The 24783-nt window shown below is 70.2% G+C and carries 27 protein-coding genes; 17 read left to right on the forward strand and 10 right to left on the reverse strand.

What is annotated here, in order from left to right; all coding sequences use genetic code 11:
- Positions 1 to 45 precede the first annotated feature (45 nt).
- Positions 46 to 2565: a replication restart helicase PriA gene (priA, locus tag M8445_RS04795; RefSeq protein ID WP_273990071.1), complete on the forward strand. Its 2520-nt coding sequence runs from the start codon at positions 46 to 48 to the stop codon at positions 2563 to 2565.
- Positions 2566 to 2572: 7 nt separating this feature from the next.
- Here the strand turns inward: priA and M8445_RS04800 are convergent, their stop codons facing one another.
- On the reverse strand, positions 2573 to 4339 hold the full coding sequence (locus M8445_RS04800) for an ABC transporter ATP-binding protein (protein ID WP_273990072.1): 1767 nt from the start codon (positions 4337 to 4339) through the stop codon (positions 2573 to 2575).
- Between the two features lie 85 nt (positions 4340 to 4424).
- A complete protein-coding gene (locus M8445_RS04805) occupies positions 4425 to 5042 on the reverse strand; it encodes a hypothetical protein (protein ID WP_273990073.1) in 618 nt (205 codons plus the stop codon).
- Between the two features lie 100 nt (positions 5043 to 5142).
- Here M8445_RS04805 and M8445_RS04810 point away from each other — a divergent pair, with 100 nt between their 5' ends.
- The 7 genes from M8445_RS04810 (at position 5143) to M8445_RS04840 (ending at position 10199) form a co-directional block, all read left to right on the forward strand.
- Positions 5143 to 6111, forward strand: coding sequence for a CobW family GTP-binding protein (locus tag M8445_RS04810; RefSeq protein ID WP_273990074.1), 969 nt, complete (start codon positions 5143 to 5145; stop codon positions 6109 to 6111).
- A gap of 94 nt (positions 6112 to 6205) precedes the next feature.
- Positions 6206 to 6784: a DUF2231 domain-containing protein gene (locus tag M8445_RS04815; RefSeq protein WP_273990075.1), complete on the forward strand. Its 579-nt coding sequence runs from the start codon at positions 6206 to 6208 to the stop codon at positions 6782 to 6784.
- 35 nt (positions 6785 to 6819) lie between these two features.
- Positions 6820 to 7284 carry a PaaI family thioesterase gene (locus M8445_RS04820; protein ID WP_273990078.1) on the forward strand — a complete coding sequence of 155 codons (465 nt, stop codon included), beginning with the start codon at positions 6820 to 6822 and terminating at the stop codon, positions 7282 to 7284.
- Positions 7285 to 7483: 199 nt separating this feature from the next.
- A complete protein-coding gene (locus M8445_RS04825; protein WP_273990079.1) occupies positions 7484 to 8341 on the forward strand; it encodes a LysM peptidoglycan-binding domain-containing M23 family metallopeptidase in 858 nt (285 codons plus the stop codon).
- Complete coding sequence (locus tag M8445_RS04830) at positions 8341 to 8595, forward strand: hypothetical protein (RefSeq protein ID WP_273990080.1); 255 nt, start codon at positions 8341 to 8343, stop codon at positions 8593 to 8595. The genes M8445_RS04825 and M8445_RS04830 overlap by 1 nt, the downstream gene beginning before the upstream one ends.
- 99 nt (positions 8596 to 8694) lie before the next feature.
- Positions 8695 to 9024 (forward strand): PadR family transcriptional regulator, encoded by a 330-nt coding sequence (locus tag M8445_RS04835; RefSeq protein ID WP_273990082.1) that lies wholly within the window; start codon positions 8695 to 8697, stop codon positions 9022 to 9024.
- Positions 9021 to 10199, forward strand: coding sequence for a permease prefix domain 1-containing protein (locus tag M8445_RS04840; RefSeq protein WP_273990084.1), 1179 nt, complete (start codon positions 9021 to 9023; stop codon positions 10197 to 10199). The genes M8445_RS04835 and M8445_RS04840 overlap by 4 nt, the downstream gene beginning before the upstream one ends.
- Positions 10200 to 10270: 71 nt before the next feature.
- Here the strand turns inward: M8445_RS04840 and surE are convergent, their stop codons facing one another.
- Positions 10271 to 11050 carry a 5'/3'-nucleotidase SurE gene (surE, locus tag M8445_RS04845; protein WP_273990086.1) on the reverse strand — a complete coding sequence of 260 codons (780 nt, stop codon included), beginning with the start codon at positions 11048 to 11050 and terminating at the stop codon, positions 10271 to 10273.
- Positions 11051 to 11108: 58 nt separating this feature from the next.
- Between surE and M8445_RS04850 the strand changes: the two genes are divergently transcribed.
- Positions 11109 to 11582 carry a hypothetical protein gene (locus M8445_RS04850; protein WP_273990087.1) on the forward strand — a complete coding sequence of 158 codons (474 nt, stop codon included), beginning with the start codon at positions 11109 to 11111 and terminating at the stop codon, positions 11580 to 11582.
- Positions 11583 to 11636: 54 nt separating this feature from the next.
- On the opposite strand, the gene M8445_RS04855 is transcribed toward M8445_RS04850, so the two are convergent.
- Entirely contained in the window at positions 11637 to 12818 is a 1182-nt protein-coding gene (locus tag M8445_RS04855) for a tetratricopeptide repeat protein (protein ID WP_273990089.1), read from the reverse strand.
- 266 nt (positions 12819 to 13084) lie between these two features.
- Between M8445_RS04855 and def the strand changes: the two genes are divergently transcribed.
- Genes def through M8445_RS04870 form a run of 3 tightly spaced genes read left to right on the forward strand, consistent with a single transcriptional unit; the run spans position 13085 to position 15322 of the window.
- Positions 13085 to 13741 (forward strand): peptide deformylase, encoded by a 657-nt coding sequence (gene def, locus M8445_RS04860; RefSeq protein WP_273990091.1) that lies wholly within the window; start codon positions 13085 to 13087, stop codon positions 13739 to 13741.
- Positions 13738 to 14691 (forward strand): methionyl-tRNA formyltransferase, encoded by a 954-nt coding sequence (gene fmt, locus M8445_RS04865; protein WP_273990092.1) that lies wholly within the window; start codon positions 13738 to 13740, stop codon positions 14689 to 14691. The genes def and fmt overlap by 4 nt, the downstream gene beginning before the upstream one ends.
- A 16-nt stretch (positions 14692 to 14707) precedes the next feature.
- On the forward strand, positions 14708 to 15322 hold the full coding sequence (locus M8445_RS04870; protein WP_273990093.1) for an LURP-one-related/scramblase family protein: 615 nt from the start codon (positions 14708 to 14710) through the stop codon (positions 15320 to 15322).
- Between the two features lie 262 nt (positions 15323 to 15584).
- Here M8445_RS04870 and M8445_RS04875 read toward each other — a convergent pair whose 3' ends face one another.
- Positions 15585 to 16454, reverse strand: a complete 870-nt coding sequence (locus M8445_RS04875) for an SDR family NAD(P)-dependent oxidoreductase (protein WP_273990094.1) — start codon at positions 16452 to 16454, stop codon at positions 15585 to 15587.
- Positions 16451 to 17812 carry a flavin-containing monooxygenase gene (locus M8445_RS04880; protein ID WP_273990096.1) on the reverse strand — a complete coding sequence of 454 codons (1362 nt, stop codon included), beginning with the start codon at positions 17810 to 17812 and terminating at the stop codon, positions 16451 to 16453. Before M8445_RS04880 ends, M8445_RS04875 begins: the two co-directional genes overlap by 4 nt.
- A 118-nt stretch (positions 17813 to 17930) precedes the next feature.
- Between M8445_RS04880 and M8445_RS04885 the strand changes: the two genes are divergently transcribed.
- Positions 17931 to 19007 carry an AraC family transcriptional regulator gene (locus M8445_RS04885; RefSeq protein ID WP_273990097.1) on the forward strand — a complete coding sequence of 359 codons (1077 nt, stop codon included), beginning with the start codon at positions 17931 to 17933 and terminating at the stop codon, positions 19005 to 19007.
- A gap of 9 nt (positions 19008 to 19016) precedes the next feature.
- Here M8445_RS04885 and M8445_RS04890 read toward each other — a convergent pair whose 3' ends face one another.
- From M8445_RS04890 to fumC, 4 genes are all read right to left on the reverse strand, one after another.
- Positions 19017 to 19463 carry an SMI1/KNR4 family protein gene (locus tag M8445_RS04890; protein ID WP_273990098.1) on the reverse strand — a complete coding sequence of 149 codons (447 nt, stop codon included), beginning with the start codon at positions 19461 to 19463 and terminating at the stop codon, positions 19017 to 19019.
- Positions 19464 to 19505: 42 nt separating this feature from the next.
- Entirely contained in the window at positions 19506 to 20165 is a 660-nt protein-coding gene (locus M8445_RS04895) for a monofunctional DNA glycosylase (RefSeq protein ID WP_337961618.1), read from the reverse strand.
- Positions 20166 to 20235: 70 nt separating this feature from the next.
- A complete protein-coding gene (locus M8445_RS04900) occupies positions 20236 to 20418 on the reverse strand; it encodes a hypothetical protein (RefSeq protein WP_273990103.1) in 183 nt (60 codons plus the stop codon).
- 541 nt (positions 20419 to 20959) lie between these two features.
- Positions 20960 to 22354, reverse strand: a complete 1395-nt coding sequence (gene fumC, locus M8445_RS04905) for a class II fumarate hydratase (RefSeq protein ID WP_273990104.1) — start codon at positions 22352 to 22354, stop codon at positions 20960 to 20962.
- Between the two features lie 159 nt (positions 22355 to 22513).
- On the opposite strand from fumC, the gene M8445_RS04910 reads away from it, so the two are divergent.
- From M8445_RS04910 to M8445_RS04925, 4 genes are all read left to right on the forward strand, one after another.
- Entirely contained in the window at positions 22514 to 22981 is a 468-nt protein-coding gene (locus M8445_RS04910) for a hypothetical protein (RefSeq protein ID WP_273990105.1), read from the forward strand.
- Positions 22982 to 23045: 64 nt separating this feature from the next.
- Positions 23046 to 23840, forward strand: coding sequence for a thymidylate synthase (locus M8445_RS04915; RefSeq protein WP_273990106.1), 795 nt, complete (start codon positions 23046 to 23048; stop codon positions 23838 to 23840).
- On the forward strand, positions 23837 to 24271 hold the full coding sequence (locus tag M8445_RS04920; protein WP_273990107.1) for a deaminase: 435 nt from the start codon (positions 23837 to 23839) through the stop codon (positions 24269 to 24271). The genes M8445_RS04915 and M8445_RS04920 overlap by 4 nt, the downstream gene beginning before the upstream one ends.
- Positions 24255 to 24773, forward strand: a complete 519-nt coding sequence (locus M8445_RS04925; protein WP_273990109.1) for a dihydrofolate reductase — start codon at positions 24255 to 24257, stop codon at positions 24771 to 24773. The genes M8445_RS04920 and M8445_RS04925 overlap by 17 nt, the downstream gene beginning before the upstream one ends.
- Positions 24774 to 24783: the final 10 nt, after the last annotated feature.

The raw sequence follows: 24783 nt of genomic DNA on the forward strand, positions 1-24783 counted from the left end.
GCAGGTCACGGAAGCGGCCGCGCGCGGCGCGCTAGCCTGCGGCACGTGACGCCGCCCGCCCCTCCCTCCCCGCACCCGTGGCAGGTGGCCGTGAACCTGCCGGTGCCGCCGTACGATTTCGGCGCGCCGCACGGCTTTTCCGGGCCGGTTCCGCTGGGGTGCCGGGTGCTGGTGCCGTGGCGCGGTGAGCTGGTCGTGGGCCTCGTGGTGGGCGAGGGGGACCCGCGCGCCGCCCACCGCCTGCGCGAGGCCGCGCACCTGCTCGACGACCCGGCCGCGCCGTGGGTGCCGCCCGCGACCGTGACCGGCGTGCAGGGCTGGGCGCACGATGCCCGCATTCCCGCCGGGCTGATCTGGGGCGACCTGCTGGGCGTGGGCTGGACGGCCGCGTACGCCCACATGGTCCGCGCCGTGCCGGGCAGCGACCTGAGCGCCTTCGCCCGCCGCTCGCCCACCGACCGCTGGACGGACGCCGGGGCCTTCGCGCCCGCCCTGCTGGACGCCATCCGCGAGCAGGGCCTGCTGGAGGAGCGCTTCACCCCGCAACCCCGCCTGAAAAGCGTGGTGGAGGCCCGCACGCCCGAACACGTCCCGCACGCCAGCCGCATGGTGACCGTCCTACGCGCCGTCACGCCCGCCCCTACGCCGACGCTGACACCTAAACAGGTGCAGGCCGCCGCGTGGCTGCGGGAGCACGGCCCCTGCGACACCCTGAGCGCCTGGGCACGGGGCGCCGGGGTCAGCGCCGGGGTCGTGACCGCCGCCCTGAACGCCGGAGCAGCCGAATACGTCAGCGTCGCCGCGCCCCCACCGCCCGCGTGGGAGTGGCTGCGCACCCACGGCCCGGCCGACGGTTATGCCGCGTGGGCCGCCGGGGCCAGCGCCGCCGGCATTCCCCTGAGCGGCACGCAGGCCGGAACGCTCGCCCTGCGCGGCTGGGCCGATACCATCCAGGTGCCCGCCCCGCCCCCCGCCCTGCCGGAACCCGCCGCAGCCGCCCCCGACCCTGACCGGCCGGATCTGCTGCCCGAAGCGCCCGTCTGGAGGCTACACGGTGGCCGCCCCGCCAGCCGCGCCGCCGCTCTGGCCCCCCGCATCGGCCGCCTGCTGCGCCAGGGACGCGGCGTGCTGGTCCTCGCGCCGGACGCCGCCACGCTGCGCCGCACCTGGGAACACCTGAGCGGACTGGCCCGCACCTGCGGCACGCACGCCGCACAGATCAGCGGGCAGCTGAGCGAGGCGCAACGCGAGCACAGCTGGCAGCTCGTGCGCAGCGGACATGCACGGCTGGTCATCGGCAGCGGGCACGCCCTGACCGCCCCTCTGCAAGACCCCGCGCTGATCGTCGTGCTGGAGGAAGCCAGCGACGCCCACAAACTCCTGAGCGGCAGCCGCGCCTTCCTGCCCGACGTGGCCGCCCGCCTCGCCACCGCACACGACGCCGCCCTCGCCCTCGTGGGGGCCGCGCCCGCCGCCGAGAGCGTCCCGCACCCCGGCGCGGTCCTCCCACCCCCCCGCGCGCGCGTGCACGTCGTGGATTACGCCAACCCGCCCGAACAGGCCCAGATCGGGCCGCTGTCCGGCGCGCACCTCGCGCCCGCCGACATGGGCTACCCCATCAGCCACGACCTCGCCCGGGTGCTACGGCAGGTGCAGGAACGCGGACGGCAGGCCGCGCTGCTCGCCCCCCGGCGCGGGTACAGCGCCCTGCTGCGCTGCCCCACCTGCGAACACACCCCCCAGTGCCGCCACTGCGACGTGCCGCTGCGCTTTCACCAGGACACCCGGCAACTCACCTGCCACCAGTGCGGCTACCACCAGCCCGTCCCGGACCGCTGCGACGAATGCGGCGACCGCATGTGGAAAGCGCGCGGCCCCGGCACCGAATGGATCACCCAGGAAGTCCGCAAACTCCTGCCCGGCTTCCCCGTCTACCGGCTCGACCGGGACCACCAGGACGACCTGAGCCCCCTGTACGACGGCCAGAGCGGCGTGATCGTCGGCACGCAACTGCTGCTGTCGCACGAAGCCCCACCCAACCTCGCCCTGATCGGCGTGACCCTCGCCGACACGTGGCTGAACGTCAGCGACTTCCGCGCCAGCGAACGCTACCACCGCCTGCTGCGCCAGCTGACCGAATGGCACCCCACCCGCGCCCCCATGACCGTCATCCAGACCTTCCAGGCCGACCACCCCGCCCTGCGCGTCATGACCGAAGGCCACGACACCCTCGCCTACCCCGCCGCCGAGGAACGCGCCCGCGCCGCCCTGAACTACCCCCCCCACGCCCGCCTCGCCCAGATCGAGATCAGCGCCCGCGACCAGCACAAAGCCCAGGCCGCCGCGCAGGACCTCGCCGACGCCCTCCACGGCGCCGGAGCCACCACCCACGAAGTCCTCGGCCCCGCCCCCAGCCCCGTCGCCCGCCTGCGCGGCGTGTACCCCTACCACCTGTTCCTGCGCGCCCGCAACGACGCACGGCTGGGCGAACTGCTCCGCGTGCTGGACACCCGCACCTGGAAAGCCAGGGTCAGAGTGGACGTGAATCCACGGGGGGGGCTGTAAACGAGCGTCAGCTCACGGCTTCCGCTGCACCCAATTCCACCAGTCCCGAAGCGCGTTCCAGCGCGGCATACGCGCCGTCACGCTTTCGCAGGAGTTCCGGAGGGCCCTCCTCGACGATCTGGCCACCGGCGAGGACGATGATGCGGTCGGCGGTGCGGGCGAGGCTGAGGCGGTGCGTGACGATCAGGGCGGTGCGGCCGCGCATGAGTTCCGTCAGGGCGGCCACCACCTGCGTTTCGCTCTCGGCGTCGACGGCGCTGGTGGGTTCGTCCAGCAGCAGCAGGGTGGGCCGGGCCAGGAGGGTGCGGGCGATGGAGAGGCGCTGGCGTTGCCCGCCGGAGAGTTTCACGCCGCGTTCCCCAACGACGGTGTTCAGTCTGTCCGGCAGGGCACTGACGAAGGTGTGGGCGTGCGCGGCGAGCAGGGCCGCCTGGACCTCGGTTTCGGTGGCGTCGGGGCGGGCGTAGGTGACGTTGTTCAGGACGGTGTCGTGGAACAGGAAGGTGTCCTGCGCCATGCTGACCGCGCCGCGCCGCAGGCTGGTCAGGGTCAGGTCGCGCACGTCATGCCCGTCGATGCGGACGGTTCCTTCCTGCGGGTCGAAGGTGCGGGTCACGAGGCCCAGCAGGGTGCTCTTGCCCGCGCCGCTCTCGCCGAGCAGGGCGACGCGCTGCCCGGCCGGGACGTGCAGCGTCACGCCGCGCAGGATCGGGCGGGCCGGGTCGTACCCGAAGGTGACGTTCTCGAAGTCGATCTGCCCGCGCACCGGCAACGGCAGGGGCCGCGCACCGGGGCGGTCCTGCACGGGCACCGGAGCGTCGAGCACCTCGAACACCCGCCGCCCGCTCGCCTCGGCCCGCTGGAGCAGGTCCCCGATGTTCACGAGGTCGTCGATGGGGCCGTAGAAGTACCGCCCGTACCCCCGGTACGCAAGCAGGCCGCCCAGCGTGAACTGCCCGGCCATGATCAGCCACGCGCCGCCGCCCAGCATGATCACGTTCCCGAAGTTCCCCACGAAGCGCGCCAGTGGGAACGCGCGGTTGCGGATGGTGACGGCCTGCACGCCCACCCGGTACAGTTCCTCGCCCAGCGCGCCGATGCGGGCGGCCTCGGCGTCCTCGCGCGCGAAGCCCTGCACCACGCGGATGCCGCTCAGGCGGTCGGCGATCAGGGCGCTCAGGTCGCCCAGGCGGGAGCGCGCCGCGCGGTACGCGGGCCGCACGGTGCGCGCGTAGCGGCGCAGCATGAACGCCACCGCGATCATCGGAATGGTTGTCAGGACGCCCAGCAGCGGCTGCAACGCAATGAAAATCCCGATCACGCCCACCAGCCGCAGGGCGTTGGCCAGCACGGCGTCCGTGCCGCGCACCAGCACGTCCTGCAACGCGTCCACGTCGCCCGTCACGCGGGCCAGCAGATCCCCGGTCCGCTGCCCCTCGAAGTACGCCGCCGACTGCCCCTGCAACTTCCCGTACAGCGTCAGGCGCAGGTCCCGCGTGAACGCCTGCCCCGCCCGCTCCAGCAGCAGCCCCCGCCACGCGGACAGCAACTGCTGCGCCGCGAACACCCCCACCAGTACCGCCAGCTGCCCCCCGATAAACACCCAGTCCCGCTCCGGAATGCCCTGATCCACCACCCGGATCCACACCAGCGGCGGGTACAGTTCCGCCGCCACGCTCAGAGTCAGCAGCAGCAGGCCCAGACCCACCGTGCGGCGGTACGGACTCAGCAGACCGTACAGGCGGCGCAGAACAGACGGGGAGGGGGCAGGCATACGGGCGAGGATACGCGGCGAGACTCAGACCATCCGGGCGGCAGCATGCACTTCTGGGGTGAGGAACCCCGTGTGGTGATCAGACTTATTTCCTGGTGCAGGTCAGGTCGAACTCCATGTTGTAAATCCTGGCCAGGGGCAGCTTGGCCTGCTGGAGTTCCTTGATGGCGTCGGCAGGCGGGCGGATCAGCAGGCGCGTCCAGTTCGTCCCGGCGGGCTGGCTGCCGGTCGAGGCCTGAAGGGTGACGTTCGTGCCGGGCAGCAGGGTGTCGATCCACTGGCCGTCGTAGTTGGGCATTGACGTGGCGTTCGCTGCTCCGTTCGCGACGTACAGGTCGCCGGGCGCGAAGATCATGAAGTTGTGCAGTTCCTGCTTGCTGGCGTTCGACACCCTGAGTTTCGCGGTGAAGCGGTCGTCATCCAGACCGACCTGAAGGAGTTGCACGGTGTACACCCCGTTGAACAGCGTGTCGCCCACGCAGCCGCGAATGGCGTCGGTGTTGGGGGTGACGCCCCCGGCGGTGATAGCGCCCACTCGTTTCAGGTCGGTTTCACTGAACTGGTAGTACGTCTGGCCACCCTTCTGAACGGGAGTGGCCTGAAGAGCGACACCGTTGATGAACACGGTTCTGGTCGTCTGGGCCAGGGCGGACTGGGCGGTCAGGACGGACAGACTCAGCAGGGCGGTCAGGGCGGTTTTCACAGGGTGAAGTACGCAGCGGCCGTGCCGGAAGTTTCAAGTGCGCCGGGAATTGCGGTGGGTGGCGCGGGACGAGAGGCGGGCGTGCTCTATCCTCCCCGCTATGACCTCTGCTGACCGCCCTGATGAACGCATTCCGGTGATTGTGGTGGGTGGGTTTCTGGGTGCGGGGAAGACGACGCTGGTGAATCACCTGATCCGGTCGTTGCCGCACCGGCTGGGTGTGATCGTGAACGAGTTCGGCGCGCAGGGCGTGGATGGCAGCCTGATCGAGCGGCTTCAGGATGACGTGACGGAACTGACGGCCGGGTGCCTGTGCTGCACGGGGCGGGATGATCTGCTGCGGGCGCTGGTGACGATTGCCATGCGCGAGCAGAAGCCGGACGCGGTGATCGTGGAGCTGTCGGGCGTGGCGGACCCGACGCCGGTGCTGACGACGCTGCTGGAACGGTCGGTGCGCGCGGCGTTCCGCGTGACGACGCTGGTGGCGGTTGTGGATGCCCGGCACGCGCTTCAGACGTTGCGGGAGCATCCGGAGGCGGCGCGGCAGCTGGCGTACGCGAACGTGGTCGTGCTGAACAAGACCGATCAGGCGGACCCGGCGCTGCTGGATCACGCGCAGGGTGTGCTGCGCGGCGTGAATCCGCTGGCGGACATCCGGCGGGTCGAGCGGGGTCAGGTGGACGCGGACGCCCTGCTGGCCCGCGACGACTTCGACCCGCGCGTGCTGGACGGCGTGGACGCCCGCGCGGCGCACACGCCGGGCCTGACCTCGTTCACGTTGCGCGCCGACCGGCCGCTGGACCCGTACGCGTGGCAGCGGTTCATGACGGATTACCTGCTGTCCCGCCCGGCGGAGGTGCTGCGCGCCAAGGGGTTCCTGGATCTGTTCGGGTACCCGCAGCGGATTCTGTTTCAGGCGGTGCGGGACCTGTTCACGGCGGACGCCTGGGACGCCGGGGACGGCACCTCCGAACTGGTGGTGATCGGGCGCGGCCTGGACCGCGCGGAGTTCGGGGCGGCGTGGGAGGCGTGCCTGACGCCGGACCCGGCGGACCTGATCCCGGACTGAAGCCTGGGCCGGGTGCGCATGAACGAACCTGAAGTCGCCTCGCACGCGCCGGGGGGTGGGGCGGCCTACGGTGAGGGCCTCACAGGAGGTCTACATGCTGAACCTGAATCGGACCCGGCCACCCGCCCACGTCATGGAGGACGCCGTCAGTGACCACGACGCGCTGGAGGGCGTGGCCGACACGCTCCAGACGCTGCTGCGCGGCGCGGAGGCGACCCTGCCCGGCGGCGTGATGGACGCCCTGCACGGCGAGTGGCTGGGGCATCCGCTGCACCCGATTCTGGTGCACCTGCCGCTGGGCGGTTGGGTGATCGCGGCGGCGCTGGATCACCTGCCCACGCCGTCGCCGGGCACGAACGACGCGGCGGCGGACCGGGCGCTGCTGCTGGGCACGCTGGGCGCGGTGGGGACCATCGCGACCGGCTGGGCCGACTGGTCGAACACGCGCGGCGAGGCGCGGCGCACCGGCCTGATTCACGGGACGCTGAACGAGGCGGCGTTCGTGCTGAACGTGGGGTCACTGCTGGCGCGGCGGCGTGGTCGGCGCGGCCTGGGCAAGGCGCTGTCGGGCGCGGCGCTGGGTGTGGCGGTCGCCGGCGGGTTCCTGGGTGGCGAACTGGTGTACCGGCACGGGCTAGGCGTGGGTCGCACGATGGCCCACCGGCAGGACTGATCCCCCGGCGCACACGGGGGCGGTAGCATCGGGGCATGACGCTGCACCCGGACCTGCTGTTCCCCACCGCGCATGAACTCGACACGCTGACGCCCGAGGCGCTGGCGGGCCGCATGAACGCCCTTCAGGGCACGCTGGGCGCTCGGCTGGGCATCGAGTTCGTGCAGGTGGGCCGCGAGCGGCTGGTGGCCCGGATGCCGGTCGAGGGGAACCGCCAGCCGGCCGGGCGACTGCATGGCGGCGCGAACCTCGCCCTGGCCGAGGAACTGGCCAGCGTGGGGTCGTGGTTGAACCTGGACCCGGCGCGGCAGGTGGCGGTCGGCGTGGACCTGAGCGGAACGCACGTGCGCGGCGTGACGGACGGCTGGGTGACGGGCGAGGCGACCCTGGCGTACCGGGGGCGCAGCATGATGGTCTGGACGGTCGAGATCCGCGACGACCGGGGGCGCGTGACCAGCCTGGCGCGCTGCACCTGCAACGTGATCGCCACCGGGGCGTGAGGGACTGGCCCAGCCCGGCGGGCCGCTCATACGGATTCCGTCTGTTTCGTTGACAGATCGGAACACCACCGATCTGCCAACTCCACGCCCGGAACCCGTTTCTCTCCTGCTCGCTCCGCTCGGGTTGAAAGCTTTTGCAAACCTTTCAACCGGAGTCCGTATCAGGTTCCGTCAGGCGGGAGCGGGTATGCTGCGCGGCGTGAACGAACGGCAGTCTGTCCAGCGGTTCCTGCGGGGCGCGGCCCTGCTCCTGTGCCTGGGCGTGTCGGCGCAGGCCGTCACGTCGTACCGGGTGCAGCCGGGCGACACTCTGGGCGGCATCGCGGCGCGCGCCGGGGTCAGCGCGGCGCAGATCCGCGCGGTGAACGCCCGCCTGCGCGGCACGGATCAGGTGCAGGCCGGGTGGGTGCTGACCCTGCCGGACCGGACCCTGCCCGCCCGGACGCACACCGTGAAAAACGGTGAGAACCTGTCCGTGATCGCGGCCCGCTACGGCCTGAGCCTGGGCGCCCTGCTGAACGCCAACCCCGCCTACCGCAACGGGAAGGCGGTGTGGACCGGGGCGCGCCTGAACATCCCGGCCCGCACCTCCTCGTCGGCCTCTGCTGCGGCGGCCCCGGCCGCCCGGAGTACCGCGACCGTCCGCACGGCCAGTTCGTCCGGCCGTTCCGGCGGGTGGCTGTGGCCAGTCTCGGGCCACCACGGCGTCAGCAGCGGCTACGGGCCGCGCGTGCTGGGCGGCGTGCGCGAGGACCACTGGGGGGTGGATATCGTCGCGCCGGTCGGCACCCCGGTCCGCGCCGCCCGTTCGGGCCGCGTGCTGGAATCCCGCCCGGACTTCGACCGGGGCTGGGGCTGGACGGTCGTGCTGGAACACCCGGACGGCTGGATCACCCGCTACGCGCACCTGAGTGCCAACCTCGTGCAGAAGGGCGAACTGGTCGTTCGCGGCCAGCCGGTCGGGCGGGTCGGGAATACGGGGCGCAGCACGGGGCCGCACCTGCATTTCGGCACGTACCTGCGCTGGGATCCCCGCGATCCCCTGAGCCTGTACTGATGCCCGCCCAGGACCGCGTTCCGGCTGCCTGCGTCCACTACGCCGAGGGGAAGGGCGAGGCCGCCCGCGCCGCACTGCACGCCTTCCTGGGGGGGCTGCCCGATCGCGCCGGGTTCCTGGGCGCGGAGGTGCTGCTCTCGGCCGCGCAGCCGGAGCTGACGCTGGTCGCGAGCCGCTGGGCGGACCTACCCCCTCCCCTGCCGGTCCCGGACGGCGTGCGCGCCTGGGTGTTTCAGGTGCAGGCCAGCCGCTGACCACACAGGCCCTTGCATTCCGATGCCCCTCGCTTTACGATGCCTCTAACACCAGCATCGCCAAGCGAGGTCACCGCGCGTGACCCCGGAAGGAGCCCCATGGACGCCCAGCAGCTCAAAGGCCACCTCGACCTCCTCCTCCTCGCCACCCTGGAAACAGGCCCCCGCTACGGCGGCCAGATCATCGCCGACGTGCAGGCCGCCACCGACGGCCACTTCGCCCTGCGCGAAGGCACCCTCTACCCCGCCCTGCACCGCCTCGAAAAACAGAACTTCATCCGCGGCGAATTCCAGGTCCTCCCGCGCGGCGGCAGCCCCGTCAAGGTCTACACCCTCACCCCCACCGGTACCACCGAACTGCAAGCCCAGCGCGAAAAATACGAACGCTTCACCCGCGCCGTCCGCGGCGTCATCGGCGGCCCGACATGACCCGCGACCAGTTCATCCGCCACGCCACACGCGGCCTGTGGGGCACGAAAAAACGCGACGCGGCCCTGGAACTGCGCGGCGCCATCGAGGACAAGATCTACCGCCACCAGCTCTGCGGCCTCACCAACGCCGATGCCGAACGGGCCGCGCTGCGCGACCTGGGCAACCCCCACGCCATCGCCCGTGACCTGAACCGCGTCCACACCGCACCCGCCGCCATCCGCGCCACCCTCCTGCTGGGCGTCGCCGGACTGCTGAGCTTGCAGGCCGTGGCGCAGGTCAGCGCCGTGCAGTCGACTTTTTTACCGCAGGATACGGACCCGCAGACCTGTGCCCTCAGGACGGGGCAGACCACCGCCGGTCAGAATCCTGTCGCGCAGCGGCTGCTGGAGCAGGCAGGCGGCGTAGAGGGCCTGCGTGAGCAGTGCCGGACCGGGGCCTTCGCGGTGTTCGGCCCACTTCTGAACGTGACGGACCTGCTGGCGGCCCTGAAGGCGGCGCGGGTTCCAGTGAACGCCTATGCAGGCCCTCGCGTCCTCACGCTGAACGGTGGTGTCACCGGGACCGTCCCGCAGGTCTCCTTCCAGATCGAAACGATGAACGGCCAGCAGTACCTGCCCAGCATGTTCCTGACGACTTTCCTGACCTCCGTGACCTCACAACCGTTCAGCTTCACGGGCCTGACCAACCCGGTCCTGACGATCGGCGCAGCCCGCATTCCCATCGGGACCGCGCAGGCACCGGTCCGGACGGTAGATCTCATTGCCAACGGACTGACAGGGGCGCGCCGGACGGACACCTCTCTGCCCATTCCCGTGAATGTCCTCCCGCAGAGCACCCGCCAGCCCGCCGATCCTGCCGCCCCGCAGCTGACCGTGCCGGGCAAGGACGGGGAGGTGTTCGCCGTGGTGCAGAACATCCTGCGGATCAACGCGGACCGGCGGAGCATGGACGCGCCGGAAACGCTGTGGGTGCGCGCCCGGCAGAACGGCCGGATCGCCTTCACGGACGAGGTAGATCTGAACGTCCGGCTGGTGAACTCGCAGGAGGAACTGGATCAGGCGACCGCGTGGGGCGTGAAGGCGGCCGTGATCTACCGCGTGAACATCGCAAACCTCCAGCACCCAGTACTGACGCCGGTTCCGGCGGCGCAGGTCAAGGTGGTGCAGCCCTGATCGGCATCTTGATTCGTTGAAGGGGGGACGTGGGCCAAAGCTCACGCCCCCCTCTTTTCCGTCATCTGCTGTTACAGCTGCGGGACGTACCCGGCGAGGTTGCCGAGCAGGTCGCGGGCGGTCAGGTCGATGCGGACGGGCGTGACGCTGATGTGCCCGGCGTGCACGGCGCCGTAGTCGGTGTGGTCGTCGTGGGCGTCGCTGGCGGTGCTGGTCCCGGCGACCCAGTGGTATTCGCGGCCTTCGGGGTCGTGGCGGGTGACGATGCGGTCTTCCCAGCGGTGCTCGCCGACGCGGGTGACGCGCACGCCGCGTGGGGGCAGGGCGGGGAAGTTGACGTTCAGCAGGGTGCGTGGGGGCAGGCCGCGCGCCAGGACTTCCCGGGCGAGGCGGGCGGCGTAGGCGGCGCCGGGGGCGAAGTCGTACTCGCCGGCGGGGGTGGCCTGCTGGCTGAAGGCGATGGCGGGCACGCCGAGGCTCATGCCTTCGATGGCGGCGGCGACGGTGCCGCTGTGCGTCAGGTCGTCTCCGAGGTTCGGGCCGAGGTTGATGCCGCTGACCACGAGGTCTGGCTGGCCGGTCAGGTGCACGCCCAGGACGACGCAGTCGGCGGGCGTGCCGTCCACGCGGTACGCGGGAATGTCGCCGAAGCCGGCGCTGGCGGTGTGCTTGAAGCGCAGGGGGCGGCGGATGGTGATGCCGTGCCCGACGGCGCTCTGTTCCACGTCGGGCGCGCTGACGATCACGTCCGCGAAGGTGCTCATGGCCTGGGCCAGGGCCTTGATGCCGGGGCTGAAGATGCCGTCGTCGTTCGCCACGAGAATCCGGGGGCGGGGGGCAGGGTCGCTCATGGGGGGCAGCGTAGCGCGCGGCCGGTCATGGGTTCACCCGGCCGGCGTATGGTGGGGCATGAAGGGGACGGCGGGACTGAACGTGGCGTTACTGGCGGCTGGACGGCTGGCGACTGGACGGCTGGGCGCGGCGCTGCTCGTTCTGGCGCTGCCCGGTTCCGGCGTGGCCCGGGGTGGCCCGCTCCTGCCGAACGCGGAGGTCGCCCGCTCCCACTCCGAAGGGCCATTGAGGGTTCAGTGGCTGGTCTGTCAGGCGGCGGGACGGCCGGACCTGCGGGCATCCCTGACCCTGCAGGCCAGCGGGCCGCTGTACTACCGCGTGGTGAACCTCGACACGAACGACGCCGCGCACACGCTGTTGCAGGCCGGGCAGAACGTCCCGCAGGTACGCGGCCTGTTCGCCCGCTACATCACGCAGGGGCAGCCGCTGGGGCGGGTCACGCTGGCGGGCCTGCTGGGCACCTGGAAACTGTTCGGCCTGAAGTTCGACTGGCAGGGGACCACGTACCGCTGCCAGATAGGTAATGGGTGATGGGCGGCCCCGTGATCAACAGGACCGCCCATCTTGTGGTTCAGGTCGCCAGGGTTACTTGCCCTGCTGGGAGAGTTTCAGGTAGTAGGCGCTGCTCCTGTCGGTGGGGTCGAGGGTCACGGCCTGCGCGTACGCCTCGGCGGCGGCGGCGTAGTTCTTCGCTTCGTAGCGTACGCGGCCCAGCCACGCCCAGGCCTTGGCGTAGGTGGGGCTCTGCTGCGTGGCCGCCTGGAAGCCGGTCTCGGCGGCCGCTTTCTCACCGGCCGTGTACTTCTGGTACGCGGCGCGGTAGGTCTGCACGGCGCCCAGGCCGTACTGCTGGGCTTCGGTGGCCAGCGCGAGATTGAATCTGTCGGCGGCGGTAGGGCCGGGCAGGGCGTTCAGGGCCGTGTAGGCGTCCAGCGCGGCCTGGGTGTTCCCGAGTTCCAGGGCCAGCCGTCCGGCCTCGCGCTGCGCCTCGGTGAAGTTGGGGGCGCTGCGGGCGGCCTCCTGGAATCCGGCGAGGGCCTGCGTCTTGCGTCCGGCCTCGCGGTCGCCGTAGGCGCGGCTGAAGGCGCGGGTGGCGGCGGGGCCGTAGCGTCCGGCGCTCTGCGCGAGACCCTGGAAGTATGCCAGCGTCTTGTCGGCGGGGTTCAGGGTCAGGGCGCGGGCGTACAGCGTCTGCGCCTGGGTGTAGTTCCCGGCTTCCAGCGCGGTGCGGGCGGCCCAGGTGGCGCAGGGGACGTTTGCGGCGTCGAGTTGCAGGCAGGTGCTGAAGAACGCGGCGGCCTGATCCGGCATGTTGCGGGTGTACGCGGCGTACCCGAGGTTGTACTGCACGGCGGCCGCCTGCTGCGATTCAGGGGTGCCCGCACCCGGCGCGGCGCGGAAGTACGCGTTCCAGGCGAGTTCCGCCTGCCGCCAGAAGCCGACTTCGGTGTAGATCTGCGCGCGCAGTTTCAGGTAGTCCGGGTTGCCGGGCGCGGCGCTCACGGCCGTTTCGGCAGCGGCGGCCGCCTGTTTCCAGAGGGTCTGGTCGATGTTGGCGCTGCCGGCGGGGTAGGCGCTGCGGGCCTTGAGGATCAGGTCGCGGGCCTCGGCGGCGGCCTGCGCGGCGCCCTGACCCTGCGTGAGCAGGCTGGTGGGCGCGGGAGCAGGTGCGGGCTGTGCGGGTGCGGTCTGGGCGCTGGCGTGGCCGAGCAGGGCGGCGGTCAGGGCCAGCGTGATGGAAAAGCAGGTCAGGGGGGTGCGGTGCATGGGTCTCCTTGTGGGGCGCGGCGCTGGCAGGGCCGGGTGGGCGGCGCTGGCCGCGCAGAGTGAGCGGTATGCGATCAACTGACTGACGGTCATTGTAACCACGCTTACCTGATGCCAGGGTGCAGGATTGCGTGAGGGGCCTTTCATGCTCGGCGCATCCAGCCCGCAACTGAAGGCCACGCCGACGCCCAGACCGCGCCCGTTCCAGAGCGGACTGAGAGCGCAGGCAGGGTAGTGCGGCTGCCCGTCTGGTAAAACAGAGCATTGTGACGCACCTCGATTCTCCCCGCGTGTACCCGCTGCGCCTGTACGGCGACCCGGTGCTGCGCCGCAAAGCCAAACCCCTGCTGGCCACCGACACCCTGACCGTGCCGGGTTTCGATCCGCAGACGGTGCGGCAGGTGGCCGACACCATGCTCGAAACGATGTTCGAGGCGCGCGGCGTCGGACTGGCCGCCCCGCAGATCGGGCTGCCCGTGCGGATGTTCGTGGCCGTGGAGTACGAGGACGACGAGGAAGAGAACGAGGGCGGCGACGACAACCTGCGCTCGCGGGTGCTGCGTGACTACGTGATGCTCAACCCGGTCCTGAAGGTCATCAACAAGAAAAAGGACCGCTCTTACCAGGAGGGCTGCCTCAGCATTCCCGGCATCTACGAGGAGGGCGTGCCGCGCGCCCGCGCCGTGCAGGTCTCGTATACCGACCTGGACGGCGTGGCCCGCACGCTGGAGGCCGACGATTACCTCGCGCGGGTCTTCCAGCATGAGACCGACCACCTGGACGGCGTGATGTTCCTGGACCGCCTGCCGGCCGAGGTGACCGAGGATTACCGCAAGGAACTGCTGGCCATTCAGCAGAAATCACGCGCGCTACTGAACGACCTGGCCGCGCACGAGCAGCGCCGCCGCGCCGAGCGTTCATGAGTGCCCGCCCGCTGCGGGTGGCGTTCTTCGGGTCGCCCGCCTTCGCCCTGCCGGTGCTGGAAGCGATCCGCGGGGCATTCGAGGTGGTGCTGGTCGTCGCGCAGCCGGATAAACCGGTGGGGCGCGGCCTGAAGCTCACGCCGCCGCCCGTCGCGGCCCGCGCCGCCGAGCTGGGCCTGCCGCTCGCGCAGCCTGCCCGCCTGCGCCGCAACCCGGACTTCGAGGCCACCCTGCGGGACTGCGGCGTGGACGTGGCCGTCACCTGCGCGTACGGCAAGATCCTGCCCGCCAGCGTGCTAGGCGTGCCCCGTTACGGGTTCCTGAACACGCACACCAGCCTGCTGCCCGCCTACCGGGGGGCCGCGCCGATCCAGTGGGCGCTGATCCAGGGCGAGGCGGTCACGGGCACAACCATCATGCAGACCGACGAGGGCATGGACACCGGCCCCGTGCTGCTGCAAGAGCCGCTGCCCATTGCGCCGGAATGGACCGCGCACGAACTGGCAGACGCCCTGAGCGCGCAGGCGGCCCGGCTGATCGTGCAGGCCCTGTCCACCCTGGACGGTCTGCTGCCCACCGCGCAGGACGAGTCTCTGGCCACGCACGCCCCCATGCTGACCAAGGAGGACGGCTTCGTCCGCTGGGCCGACACGGCCGCGCAGATCGTGAACCGCCACCGGGGCGTGGCCGCGTGGCCGCAGACGACTGCCTTCCTGAACGGCGCGCGCCTGAAACTCGCGGGCCTCAGCGTCACGGAAGGCAGCGGCCAGCCCGGCGAGGTCCTGAGCGTCACCGATGCCGGCCTGACCGTCGCCGCGCAGGAGGGAGCCGTCCTGATCCGCACCGTGCAACCCGAGGCCCGCAAGGCCCAGCCTGCCCACACCTGGGCGCAGGCCGCCGGCATCACGCCCGGCACCCGCCTGGACCTGTGGGAACCCACCGACCCCTGACCCCGTAAGGGACAGCGTGAAGCTCACCTTTCCCCTGACGCTGGAATTCAAGTTCAGCCTGTTCACCGAACTGCGCGTCACGGACGCGAGCGGCGCCCTCGCCGCACTCGTCAAGGAGAAGACCTTCAGCGTCCGCGACGAGGTCCGCGTCTACAGCGACGAAAACCGCCGGGTGCAGACGCACGCCATGAAAGCCCAGGGATTCATGGCCGGCGCGCTCGACTGGAAAGCCCGCCGCCTCATCAGCCGCGCGGACGGCAGCCCCGTCGGCGCCCTCCAGGCACAGGGCCTGCGCACCCTGTGGGGCGCCGCGTACGACGTGCTCGGCCCGGAGCAGGAAAACCGCTTCACCATCCGCGACGACCAACCCTGGCTGAGCGTCGTCGAGGGCGCCATCGGAGCCGTGCCGTTCATCGGGGACCTGATCGCCATGGGCTTCGATTACCTCGTGAACCCCACGTACACCGTCACCGACGCGGGCGGGCAACCCGCGTACCGCGTGCACAAGAAACGCAGCTTCCTGTCACGCCGCTTCACCGTGCAGGAACTCCAGCCCCGCCCCGGACAGGACGACGAACTGGTCCTGCTGGCCCTGATTCAACTCGTGCTCCGCGAACGCGAGCGCGGGTAAACATGACCCCTGAAGAAGGTTCCGTGCCGGAGGCATCACGCAGCAGGCGAGGCACTGGCCCGCGCACGCACCTGCACTGAGGCGCGGGCGGCGCGTGGCGCAGGGTCACGGATTCCGGGCGGCTCATACGGACTGCCGTCTGTTTCGTTAACAACCTGGGACAGCACCGGGTTGCCAACTCCACGTCCGGCAGTCCGCTTTGCTCCTGCTCGCATCCGCTCGGATGGAACAGTTTTTGCAAACCATTCCATCGGAGTCCGGATCAGCTGGCGTTGTGCGGGGTGACCTCGACCAGACCGCGTTTTTTCAGGTACCGCTGGCGGCCGCGTTCGCCGATGACGCTCATCAGGGGCGTCAGGCTGGGCAGCAGGCCGGGCAGCAGCATGGCCAGCCTGCCGGACAGGCCGTCCCCGTACGGCACGTAGCGTTCCAGTCGGGGGCGGGCAACGCTGGCCATGACGGCCTGCGCGACCTGCCGGGCGGTCTGCGGTTCGCTCAGGAAGTTCAGTGGGCTGCCGCCGTGCGTGGCCTCGTGGCGCAGCATGCCGGTGTCCACTCCGCCGGGCAGGACGCTGCTGACGATCACGCCCCGCTCGCCGAAGCGCTGGTTGAGGGCCAGCATCAGGCCGCGCAGCCCGAACTTCGACGCGGTGTACACGGCGCTTTCCGCGATGGGCACGATGCCCGCCATGGACACGATGTTCACGATCTGCCCCTTGTGCCACGCGCCGCCCTTCCAGCGGCCCAGGCTCAGCCAGGGGAAGAATTCGCGGCTCAGCAGGGCGGGGGCCAGCAGGTTCACGTTCAGTTCCCGTTCAATGGTGGCGCGTTCGCTGCGTTCGAAGGCTTCCACGACCACCACGCCCGCGTTGTTGATCAGCAGGTGGCACGCGCCGTGCCGGGCGACGACCTGCTCGCGGATGTATTCAATGTCGTCCGGGCGGGTCAGGTCCGCCGTGATCAGCTGCGCGGGGCGGCTCAGGCGGGCCTGCACGGCCTCCAGTCCGTCCGGGTGCAGGTCCACGAGGACCAGGTGCGCTCCGGCGGCGTCGAGGGCCAGGGCGATCTCGGTGCCGATGGCTCCGGCCGCGCCGGTCACGACAGCCACGGCTCCCTGAGCGGTGCGTTTCATGCGTTCACCGCCTGGGGGTGGCCAGGGTGCAGCGGGCCGGGGTGGGCGGGCACACCCAGGGCGGCCTCGTCCGGTTCGGGCCAGCCCAGGCGGCGGCACAGGGCGCGCAGGTGCGTCAGGTACGCGCGGCGCTGCACGTACAGCGCGTGGCGGGGACTGTCCACGTGCGTGCCGCCGGACAGGTCCGTGCGGTCCTCGCGGATCAGGGTGTCGAAGGGCTGCGGCCCGCCCGGGTACGCCCGCTGCCCCAGCAGGTACTGCGTGAGCATGTGCGCCATCCAGTCCGCCAGGGGGTACAGGGACCCGTCGGTTTCCAGGTAGCCCAGTCCGAACAGGTTGTGGTGCGCGCGGTTGAACATGGTCAGGTACAGGTCCGGGCGTTCGGACTTCCACTCGAAGTACCGGCGGGCGTAGGGGATGTTCATGGTGTACCCGGTCGCGCAGATGATCAGGTCCACCGGCTCGCGCGTGCCGTCGCGGAACACGACGTCCGGGCCTTCCAGGCGCGCCACGTCACCCTTCACGTGGATGTCCCCGTGCGCGAGGTGGTGCAGCAGCTGGTCGTTCACGATGGGGTGCGATTCGAACAGGCGGTGGTCGGGTTTCGGGAGGCCCAGTTTGGTCAGGTCGCCGGTCACGAGTTTCAGCAGGCCCTGCATGACGGGCCGCTCGATGAACGCCGGGAGGTGCGGGCCCCCTGCCGCCAGGGTGTCGGCGGGCCGCCCGAACACCCGCTTGGGAATGAAGTGGTACCCGCGCCGCATGCTGATGAAGGCCGCGTTGGCGCTGCGGGCAGCGTCGCAGGCGATGTCGCACCCGGAATTCCCGGCGCCCAGCACCAGCACGCGCCGCCCCCGGAACTCGTCGGGACTGGTGTACGTGACGCTGTGGCGAACGTCACCGTCGAACACGCCGGGCAGTTCCGGCATCTGAGGTTCCCAGTTCGTGCCGGTCGCGCAGATCACCCCGGCGTACGTGCGGGTCTGCCCGTCCGTGAAACTGACCTGCCAGCCGCCGGGCATCTCCTGCACGTCCACCACACCCACCCCGAAGCGGATGCGGCCGTACAGCCCGAAGGTTCGCGCAAACGAGCGCAGGTAGTCCAGGATCTGCCGGTTGGTGGGGTAATCCGGGTAGTCGGCGGGCATGGGGAAGCCCAGGAACGCCGAGGTGGTCTTCGACGAGATGAAGTGCGCCGAGCGGTACATGGGCGTGCCCGGATTCCCGAGATCCCAGATGCCGCCCACGTCCGAGTGGCGTTCCACCTGCTCGTAACTCAGGCCCGCCTGGGTGAAGGCGCGCGCGAGGGACAGGCCGCAGGGTCCGGCCCCGATGATCAGATACGTGGGTTCGCTCATGTCTTCCTCCGTGGTCCTCTCCGCGGCGCCCGTGGTGGGCGGCCCGGTGAGGGTGCTGGTATGGAATCACGGGCCCGGGACCGCGCCCAGGGCTACACTGGTGCCCAGGGGGGACCGAATGGGCAAAGTACCGACAGGCGATCAGGGACCGCGCCCACTGCGCTTCGCGCCCGTCCTGTGGCGCACGCTGCTGGGCGCGGCAGGCCAGCTTCCACCCACGCACCCGCTGGCCGCCGCGCTGACCCCGCACCTGCCACACTGGCGCGCGGAACTGGACGCCGCGCAGCCCCCTCCCCTGCTCAGCGCCGCGCAGGTGAACACCCTGATCCGCGCGGCCCTGCACGGCACGCAGGCCTCCGCGCAGGCCCCCGGCATCGAGATCGGCGGCGCGCAGACCCTGACGGCCTTCGGCCCGGCCGGGTTCGCCATGATGACCGCCCCGAACGTCGGGGAGGCGCTGCACATCGGCCTGCGCTTCCAGCACCTGATCGGCACGCCCCTGGTCCTGCGCGCCCGCCCGCAAGGAGGGGAACTGCGCCTGGAACTGCGCGCCGGGGCCGCCCTGCACGCCGACGTGGAACGCTTCCTGACCGAGGAATTCATCGCCAGTCTGCTGGGCATCCTGCGCCAGGAGACCGGCCGGGACCTGCGCCCCCTGCGCACCGAACTGACCGGCCCGCCCCTGCCGCTGGACGTGCGCCTGCGCTATCACGCCGCGTTCGGAACCGTGAGTTTCGGCGCGCCGCACAGCGCGGTCGTGTGGCCCGCCGCGTGGCTGACCCTGCCGCTGCTGCGGGCCGACCCGGCCACGCACCGCGACGCGCTGGCCTGGTGTGAACGCCTGACGCACGCCGCCACCCCGGAACCCGGAGAGGCGTTCGACGCGCAGGTCGCCGACTGCCTGCGCCTCCAGCCGCCCCACGACCGCGACCTGGGCACCGTCGCCGCGCTGCTGGGCCTGCACCCACGCACCGTCCGCCACCGCCTGTCACGCCTGGGCACCACCTTCCGCGAGGTGCGCGCCGGGATGCTGCTGGACGAGGCCCGCGAGTGGCTGGCGCACTCCCCCGATTCGACCGAGGAGATCGCGCAGCGGCTGGGCTTCAGTGACGCCCGCAGCTTCCGCCGCGCCCTGAAAGCCTGGACTGGCCACACCCCCCAGGAACTCCGCCAGCGCGCCGCAGACGACGGTTAAGCTCAGCGGTCAGTGCCAGCCGGTGTTCATGTGCCCGGGGGCCGCGCCGAACGCGGGGAACAGGTCGGTCATGCGTGTGGCGGCGTGTTCCGCCCATCTCACCCGGTTCAGTTCCAAGTGAGAGAGCCGCAGGAACTCCAGACCGAACAGTGTGTCGCCGTCATGCCAGCGGTACAGGGCGCGCAGGGCCGGGGGCAGCGTCACGCCCTGCCGCGCTTCGAAGGCGTCCAGCGTAGCGTCCGTCACGCTGGGGCGCAGCGTGGCGTGGTGCAGGGGTACCTCACGCGCCACCCAGGCGTCCAGACGGGTCAGCAGTTCGGGAATGTCACGGGGTTCCGGCAGGGTCACGGGGGTCACGCGGCGCACCTCCAGCGGTGGCTGGCGGCCCGACCACACACCCGTCGCGGCGTACAGGAGCGCCGGGACGATCAGCAGGGGCAGTAGCCAGCGCCACATGCCCCCAGCGTGACACAGCGGGCCAGGGCGCGCCGCCTTACCTCAGCCTTTCCAGGCGGGCACTTGATCCCCGTACTGCGCATGGGCGTCGCAGCGTGACTTCAGCACGCACACGCCACACTTCGGGTCGTGCCAGGAGCACACCCGCTGGCCGTGGCGCAGCAGGTTCACGTGCAGTTCGTACAGGAACGGCGCGGCGGGCGGCAGCACCTTCAGCAGCGCGCGGTGCGCGGCCTGCTCGCCCATCTTCGGGATCGCGCCCACGCGGGTCGTGATGCGGTGCACGTGCGTGTCCACCGGGAAGACCGGCCGGGCGTAATTGAACAGCAGCACGAGGCTGGCGGTCTTGATGCCCACGCCGGGCAGGTCGGTCAGGAATTTCAGAGCGTCCCTGACAGGCAAGTCGCGCAGGAAGTCCAGGTCGTACCCGCCGGGCGAGTCGCGCAGCGCGACCAGCGTCGCCTGGATGCGCGGGGCCTTGCTCTCGGGGTAGTTGCTGCGGCGGATGGAGTGCGCGACCTGCTCGGTGGGGGCGGCGATGATGGCGTCCCAGTCGCCCAGCATCCGCAGTTCCTGGTACGCGGCTTCCTCGTCGGCGTGCGTGGTGCGCTGCGAGAGGATCGTGCTGATCAGCTCGTGCAGCGGCTCACGCCTGGGCTTCAGGGGGCGCTCGCCGTACTCGGGCCGCAGCGTGTCTTTCATCCACACGAGGAGCGCGGCCCGCTCGTCATCCGGGCGGGCCACGTTCAAGGGTCCTTCAGTCGTCACAGCCTCAGGACTGGCCAGGGGTGCTGTCGCTCTCCACCTCGTCCCGGCCGCCCTCGGCGGGTTCGGGTTTCGCGGCGGGGTCGATGTTCGGGTCCTTCCCTCTGGCCGCGTCGGGAATGGCGTGGCTCTGGCCTTCGGCGGGGCTGGTGTTGGCGGGGTCGTAGCCGGTCTTCTGCTCGTCGCTCATACCTTCAGCTTGCGCGCGCAGCGGCGGGGTTGGATGGCGCGCACATCAGGACGCCTTAACGCACGTCGCCCCACCCGGCACGAGCACGCGCGTGGGAAACAAAAAATCCGCCCTACGAGGCGGCTGCGGCTCTCTTAAAGCCCTCTTGATTGATTCGCGTACTATAGCGCGGCATGCAGCCCTGGTCAAGTCGATGCAGCGCAGCCTGAAAAATGCGTGTGGGACGCAGCTTGCCCGCAGTACGCACCGGGCAGTATGCAGCCGCGCGGTGACGTCGCCAGGAATAGGACGACCCCACATACAGGGCAGGCCAGTCAGGTTGCAGGACGGGAATGGTACAAAACAAAAAAGCCGCCTTCTTCGGCGGTGATAGTAAAAAGATAGCGTGAAATGCAGCGCCAGTCAAGTCCATGCAGGCAGGCCAGAAAGTGCCGTCTGGCAGCGGCAGAAACCGGCCGGACGCCCCGCGCCCCTGCATAAACCCGCAGCCGAGGGGGGAGAGCACCGCGCACGGCGATCCTCTCCCCCACCACGGCGGCGTTCAGTTGTGCGTCATGTCGAGCGGCACGACCCACTCGTCGAACTCGGCGTCCGTGACGTAGCCCAGACTCAGGGCCGCTTCCTTCAGGCTGCTGCCTTCCTTGTGGGCTTTCTTGGCGATGGCGGCGGCCCTGTCGTACCCGATGTGCTTGTTCAGGGCCGTGACCTGCATCAGATTGATGCTGAGGTTGTGCTCGATCTTCTCGTACGCCGGCTCGATACCGACCGCGCAGTTGTCGTTGAACGCGAGGCACGCGTCACTGATCAGGCGGATGGATTCCAGCACGGCGTGCACCATGACGGGCTTGAACACGTTCAGCTGGAAGTTCCCCTGGCTGCCCGCAAACGCCACGGTCGCGTCGTTGCCGAACACGCGCGTGGCGACCATGGTCATGGCCTCGCTCTGGGTGGGGTTCACCTTGCCGGGCATGATGCTGCTGCCGGGCTCGTTCTCGGGAATGACGATCTCGCCGATGCCGTTGCGGGGGCCGCTGGCCAGCCAGCGCACGTCGTTCGCCATCTTCATCAGGGCGCCCGCCAGGGTCCGCAGGGCCGCCGAGGTCTGCACCAGGGCGTCGTGTGCGCTGAGGGCCGCGAACTTGTTCTCGGCGCTGCGGAAGTGATAGCCCGTCTCCTCGGCGTACTTCTGCGCGGCCAGATCACCGAACTGCGGGTGCGCGTTCAGGCCCGTGCCCACGGCGGTGCCGCCGATGGCGAGTTCCAGCAGACCCTCGCCCGCGTGCCGCACTTCCGCCAGCGCGTAATCCAGTTGCGCGACCCAGCCGCCGATCTCCTGACCCAACGTGATGGGCGTCGCGTCCTGAAGGTGCGTGCGGCCCACCTTCACCAGACCCGCATGCTCCTGCGCCTTGGCGTGCAGCGTGTCGCGCAGCTTGCCCACACTGCCGTACAACCGCTCATTCAGTTCCAGAACCACCGCGATGTGCATGGCGGTCGGGAAGGTATCGTTGCTGCTCTGACCGCGGTTCACGTGATCGTTCGGGTGCACGGGCTTCTTGCTGCCCATCTCGCCGCCCGCGATCTCGATGGCGCGGTTGCTGATCACCTCGTTCGAGTTCATGTTGCTCTGCGTACCACTCCCGGTCTGGAACACGACCAGCGGGAAGTGATCATCCAGTTTCCCGGCGATCACCTCGTCGGCCGCCTGCACGATCAGGTCCGCCACGTCGCGCGGCAGCTCACCCAGGTCCGCGTTCGCCTGCGCCGCGCCCTTCTTCAGGATGCCCAGCGCCCGGATCACCGGGCGGCCCCACACGAACGTATCCCGCCCGATCGGGAAATTGTGAATGCTGCGCTCCGTCTGCGCGCCCCAGTACCGGCTGGCGTCCACGTCCAGGGTGCCCATGGTGTCCGACTCTTTACGAATGTTGGTCATAGCACCTGAGTCTAAAGGCCCGGCCCCGGCAGGGGGTCTGTCACGAACGGGGGAACGGGACACCCCACCCGCGCGGCAACCTCGCGCGCACCTGACCTGCCACCCAGGTACGCTGATCCCGTCAGCCCCGCCCCTTCCACCCACCCCCAGGAGGCCCCCATGAACCCCCGCATCATCCTGACCACCCTGCTGCTCGCGCTGCACACCGGCACGCCCGCCCACGCCCAGGCAGATAGCGCCGCCACCACCGCCGCCAGAAAAGCCGTGCAGGCCCAGCTGAACCAGAGCACCACCTTCTACCTCGGCAAGGGCTACAAGACCATCAGCAGCGACATGCTGGACGTCAACGCCCTCGACGAAGGCGACAGCGACGCCGAACTCGTGTACACCCTCACCGGCGGCCGCGAATACCTGATCTACGGCGTCTGCGACGACGACTGCGGCGACCTCGACATCAACGTGTACGACGCCAAAGACAAACTGATCGCCAGCGACGAGGAAGACGACGACGTGCCCGCCCTCACCCTGAAAGTCACCAAAACCGCCGACTACACCATCGAAGTCGTCATGGCCGCCTGCGACAACGACCCCTGCTTCTACGCCATCGACGCCCTCCAGAAAAAATAAACCGGGACAGACAAAGTAAAGCGGCGCTCCCCACCCCCGGGAGCGCCGCTCTAAACTGCTGTCGATGAAGCAGTATCTCGATCTGATGCAGCATGTGCTGGACCACGGCACCGTGAAAACCGACCGGACCGGCACCGGCACGCGGTCCGTGTTCGGCGCGCAGATGCGCTTCGACCTGCGTGACGGCTTTCCGCTGGTCACCACCAAGAGGGTGCACCTGAAAAGCGTCATCTACGAACTGCTGTGGTTCCTGCGCGGCGAGGGCAACGTGCGGTGGCTTCAGGAGCGTGGCGTGAGCATCTGGGACGAGTGGGCCGCCCCGGACGGCGAGCTTGGCCCGGTGTACGGCGTGCAGTGGCGCAGCTGGCCCACCCCCGACGGCGGCAGCATCGATCAGATCGCCCAGGTGATCGAGCAGATCAGGCGCAACCCGGACAGCCGCCGCCTGATCGTCAGCGCGTGGAACGTGGCGCAGTTGGGGGACATGGCCCTACCGCCCTGCCACGCGATGTTCCAGTTCTACGTCGCGGACGGCCGCCTGAGCTGCCAGCTGTATCAGCGGAGCGCCGATCTTTTCCTGGGCGTTCCGTTCAATATCGCCTCTTACGCGCTGCTGACCCTGATGGTGGCGCAGGTCTGCGGCCTGGAACCCGGCGAGTTCATCTGGACGGGTGGGGACGTTCACCTGTACAGCAACCACATGGAGCAGGTGGGGCGGCAACTGGCGCGGGAGCCGCGTTCACTGCCCGTCATGCACCTGAATCCCGAGGTGAAAGACATCTTCGAGTTCGGGTACGAGGACTTCCGCCTGGAAGGCTACGACCCGCACCCCGGCATTAAAGCCCCGGTAGCCGTGTGACCCGCCCGACCTTTGATGAGCTGGGGCTGGCGACGGCGCGGCTGTGGGCGTCGCGGAGTGCGGACAGCAAGGTGAGGGTGGGGGCGTGCATCCTGGACCGGCATCACCGGGTGGTGGGCGTGGGGTACAACGGGCGCGCGGCGGGCGAGCCGAACGAGCGCGAGAGCCTGTCGCAGGGGCACAGCGGGTTCATTCATGCGGAGGTGAATGCGCTGCTGGCCGCGAACTGGAACGGGGAGGGGCACACGTTGTACGTGACGCATGAGCCGTGCGCGGCGTGTGCGCGCCTGATCGTGAATTCGCGGCGGGTGGCGCGCGTGATGTACGAGTCGGCGTACCGGGAGTCGGTGCGGGTGGAGTCGGGGTTGCCGAGTGGGGAGGCGATCCTGCGGGACGCGGGGATCGAGGTGGTGCATGTCTCTTCGCCCTGAACGTGAACTGGTGGGGCCTGAGCTGGTAGGGATCGTGGCGGTGACCGAGAACGGCGTGATCGGCAGGGGCGGCGGGATGCCGTGGCACCTGCCGGCGGATCTGGCGCACTTCCGCTCGCTCAGTCGGGGGAAACCGAACATCATGGGCCGGAAGGTGTGGGATTCGCTGGGCGGGCGGCCGCTGCCGGGGCGGGAGAACATCGTCCTGACCCGCAATGAGGCGTTCGTCGCGCCGGGCGCGCAGGTGGTGTATTCGCCGCAGGGCGCCCTGGCAGCGGCGGGGGACGCGCCGGAAGTGGCGATCATCGGCGGGGCGGAGGTGTACGGGCTGTTCCTGCCGCAGCTGTCGCGCGTGGAACTCACGTTGATTCACGCGCGACTGGACGGCGATACCTTCCTGCCGGAGCTGGGGAGCGGCTGGGTGGTCACGCAGGAAACTCAGCGCGCGGCCGATGACGCGAACGCGTTCGACCTGACGTTCCGCACGCTGATCCGCACGTAAGGGGCGGGCG

It is taken from the genome of Deinococcus aquaticus, assembly GCF_028622095.1.
Lineage (GTDB): Bacteria > Deinococcota > Deinococci > Deinococcales > Deinococcaceae > Deinococcus > Deinococcus aquaticus.

Coding starts and splice junctions, on each gene's coding strand:
- M8445_RS04800 (WP_273990072.1), bottom strand. CDS start 4,339: ATGCCTGCCCCCTCCCCGTCTGTTCTGCGCCGCCTGTACGGTCTGCTG.
- M8445_RS04810 (WP_273990074.1), top strand. CDS start 5,143: ATGACCTCTGCTGACCGCCCTGATGAACGCATTCCGGTGATTGTGGTG.
- M8445_RS04815 (WP_273990075.1), top strand. CDS start 6,206: ATGCTGAACCTGAATCGGACCCGGCCACCCGCCCACGTCATGGAGGAC.
- M8445_RS04820 (WP_273990078.1), top strand. CDS start 6,820: ATGACGCTGCACCCGGACCTGCTGTTCCCCACCGCGCATGAACTCGAC.
- M8445_RS04830 (WP_273990080.1), top strand. CDS start 8,341: ATGCCCGCCCAGGACCGCGTTCCGGCTGCCTGCGTCCACTACGCCGAG.
- M8445_RS04835 (WP_273990082.1), top strand. CDS start 8,695: ATGGACGCCCAGCAGCTCAAAGGCCACCTCGACCTCCTCCTCCTCGCC.
- M8445_RS04840 (WP_273990084.1), top strand. CDS start 9,021: ATGACCCGCGACCAGTTCATCCGCCACGCCACACGCGGCCTGTGGGGC.
- surE (WP_273990086.1), bottom strand. CDS start 11,050: ATGAGCGACCCTGCCCCCCGCCCCCGGATTCTCGTGGCGAACGACGAC.
- M8445_RS04850 (WP_273990087.1), top strand. CDS start 11,109: ATGAAGGGGACGGCGGGACTGAACGTGGCGTTACTGGCGGCTGGACGG.
- M8445_RS04855 (WP_273990089.1), bottom strand. CDS start 12,818: ATGCACCGCACCCCCCTGACCTGCTTTTCCATCACGCTGGCCCTGACC.
- fmt (WP_273990092.1), top strand. CDS start 13,738: ATGAGTGCCCGCCCGCTGCGGGTGGCGTTCTTCGGGTCGCCCGCCTTC.
- M8445_RS04875 (WP_273990094.1), bottom strand. CDS start 16,454: ATGAAACGCACCGCTCAGGGAGCCGTGGCTGTCGTGACCGGCGCGGCC.
- M8445_RS04880 (WP_273990096.1), bottom strand. CDS start 17,812: ATGAGCGAACCCACGTATCTGATCATCGGGGCCGGACCCTGCGGCCTG.
- M8445_RS04885 (WP_273990097.1), top strand. CDS start 17,931: ATGGGCAAAGTACCGACAGGCGATCAGGGACCGCGCCCACTGCGCTTC.
- M8445_RS04890 (WP_273990098.1), bottom strand. CDS start 19,463: ATGTGGCGCTGGCTACTGCCCCTGCTGATCGTCCCGGCGCTCCTGTAC.
- M8445_RS04895 (WP_337961618.1), bottom strand. CDS start 20,165: ATGAAAGACACGCTGCGGCCCGAGTACGGCGAGCGCCCCCTGAAGCCC.
- M8445_RS04900 (WP_273990103.1), bottom strand. CDS start 20,418: ATGAGCGACGAGCAGAAGACCGGCTACGACCCCGCCAACACCAGCCCC.
- fumC (WP_273990104.1), bottom strand. CDS start 22,354: ATGACCAACATTCGTAAAGAGTCGGACACCATGGGCACCCTGGACGTG.
- M8445_RS04910 (WP_273990105.1), top strand. CDS start 22,514: ATGAACCCCCGCATCATCCTGACCACCCTGCTGCTCGCGCTGCACACC.
- M8445_RS04915 (WP_273990106.1), top strand. CDS start 23,046: ATGAAGCAGTATCTCGATCTGATGCAGCATGTGCTGGACCACGGCACC.
- M8445_RS04925 (WP_273990109.1), top strand. CDS start 24,255: ATGTCTCTTCGCCCTGAACGTGAACTGGTGGGGCCTGAGCTGGTAGGG.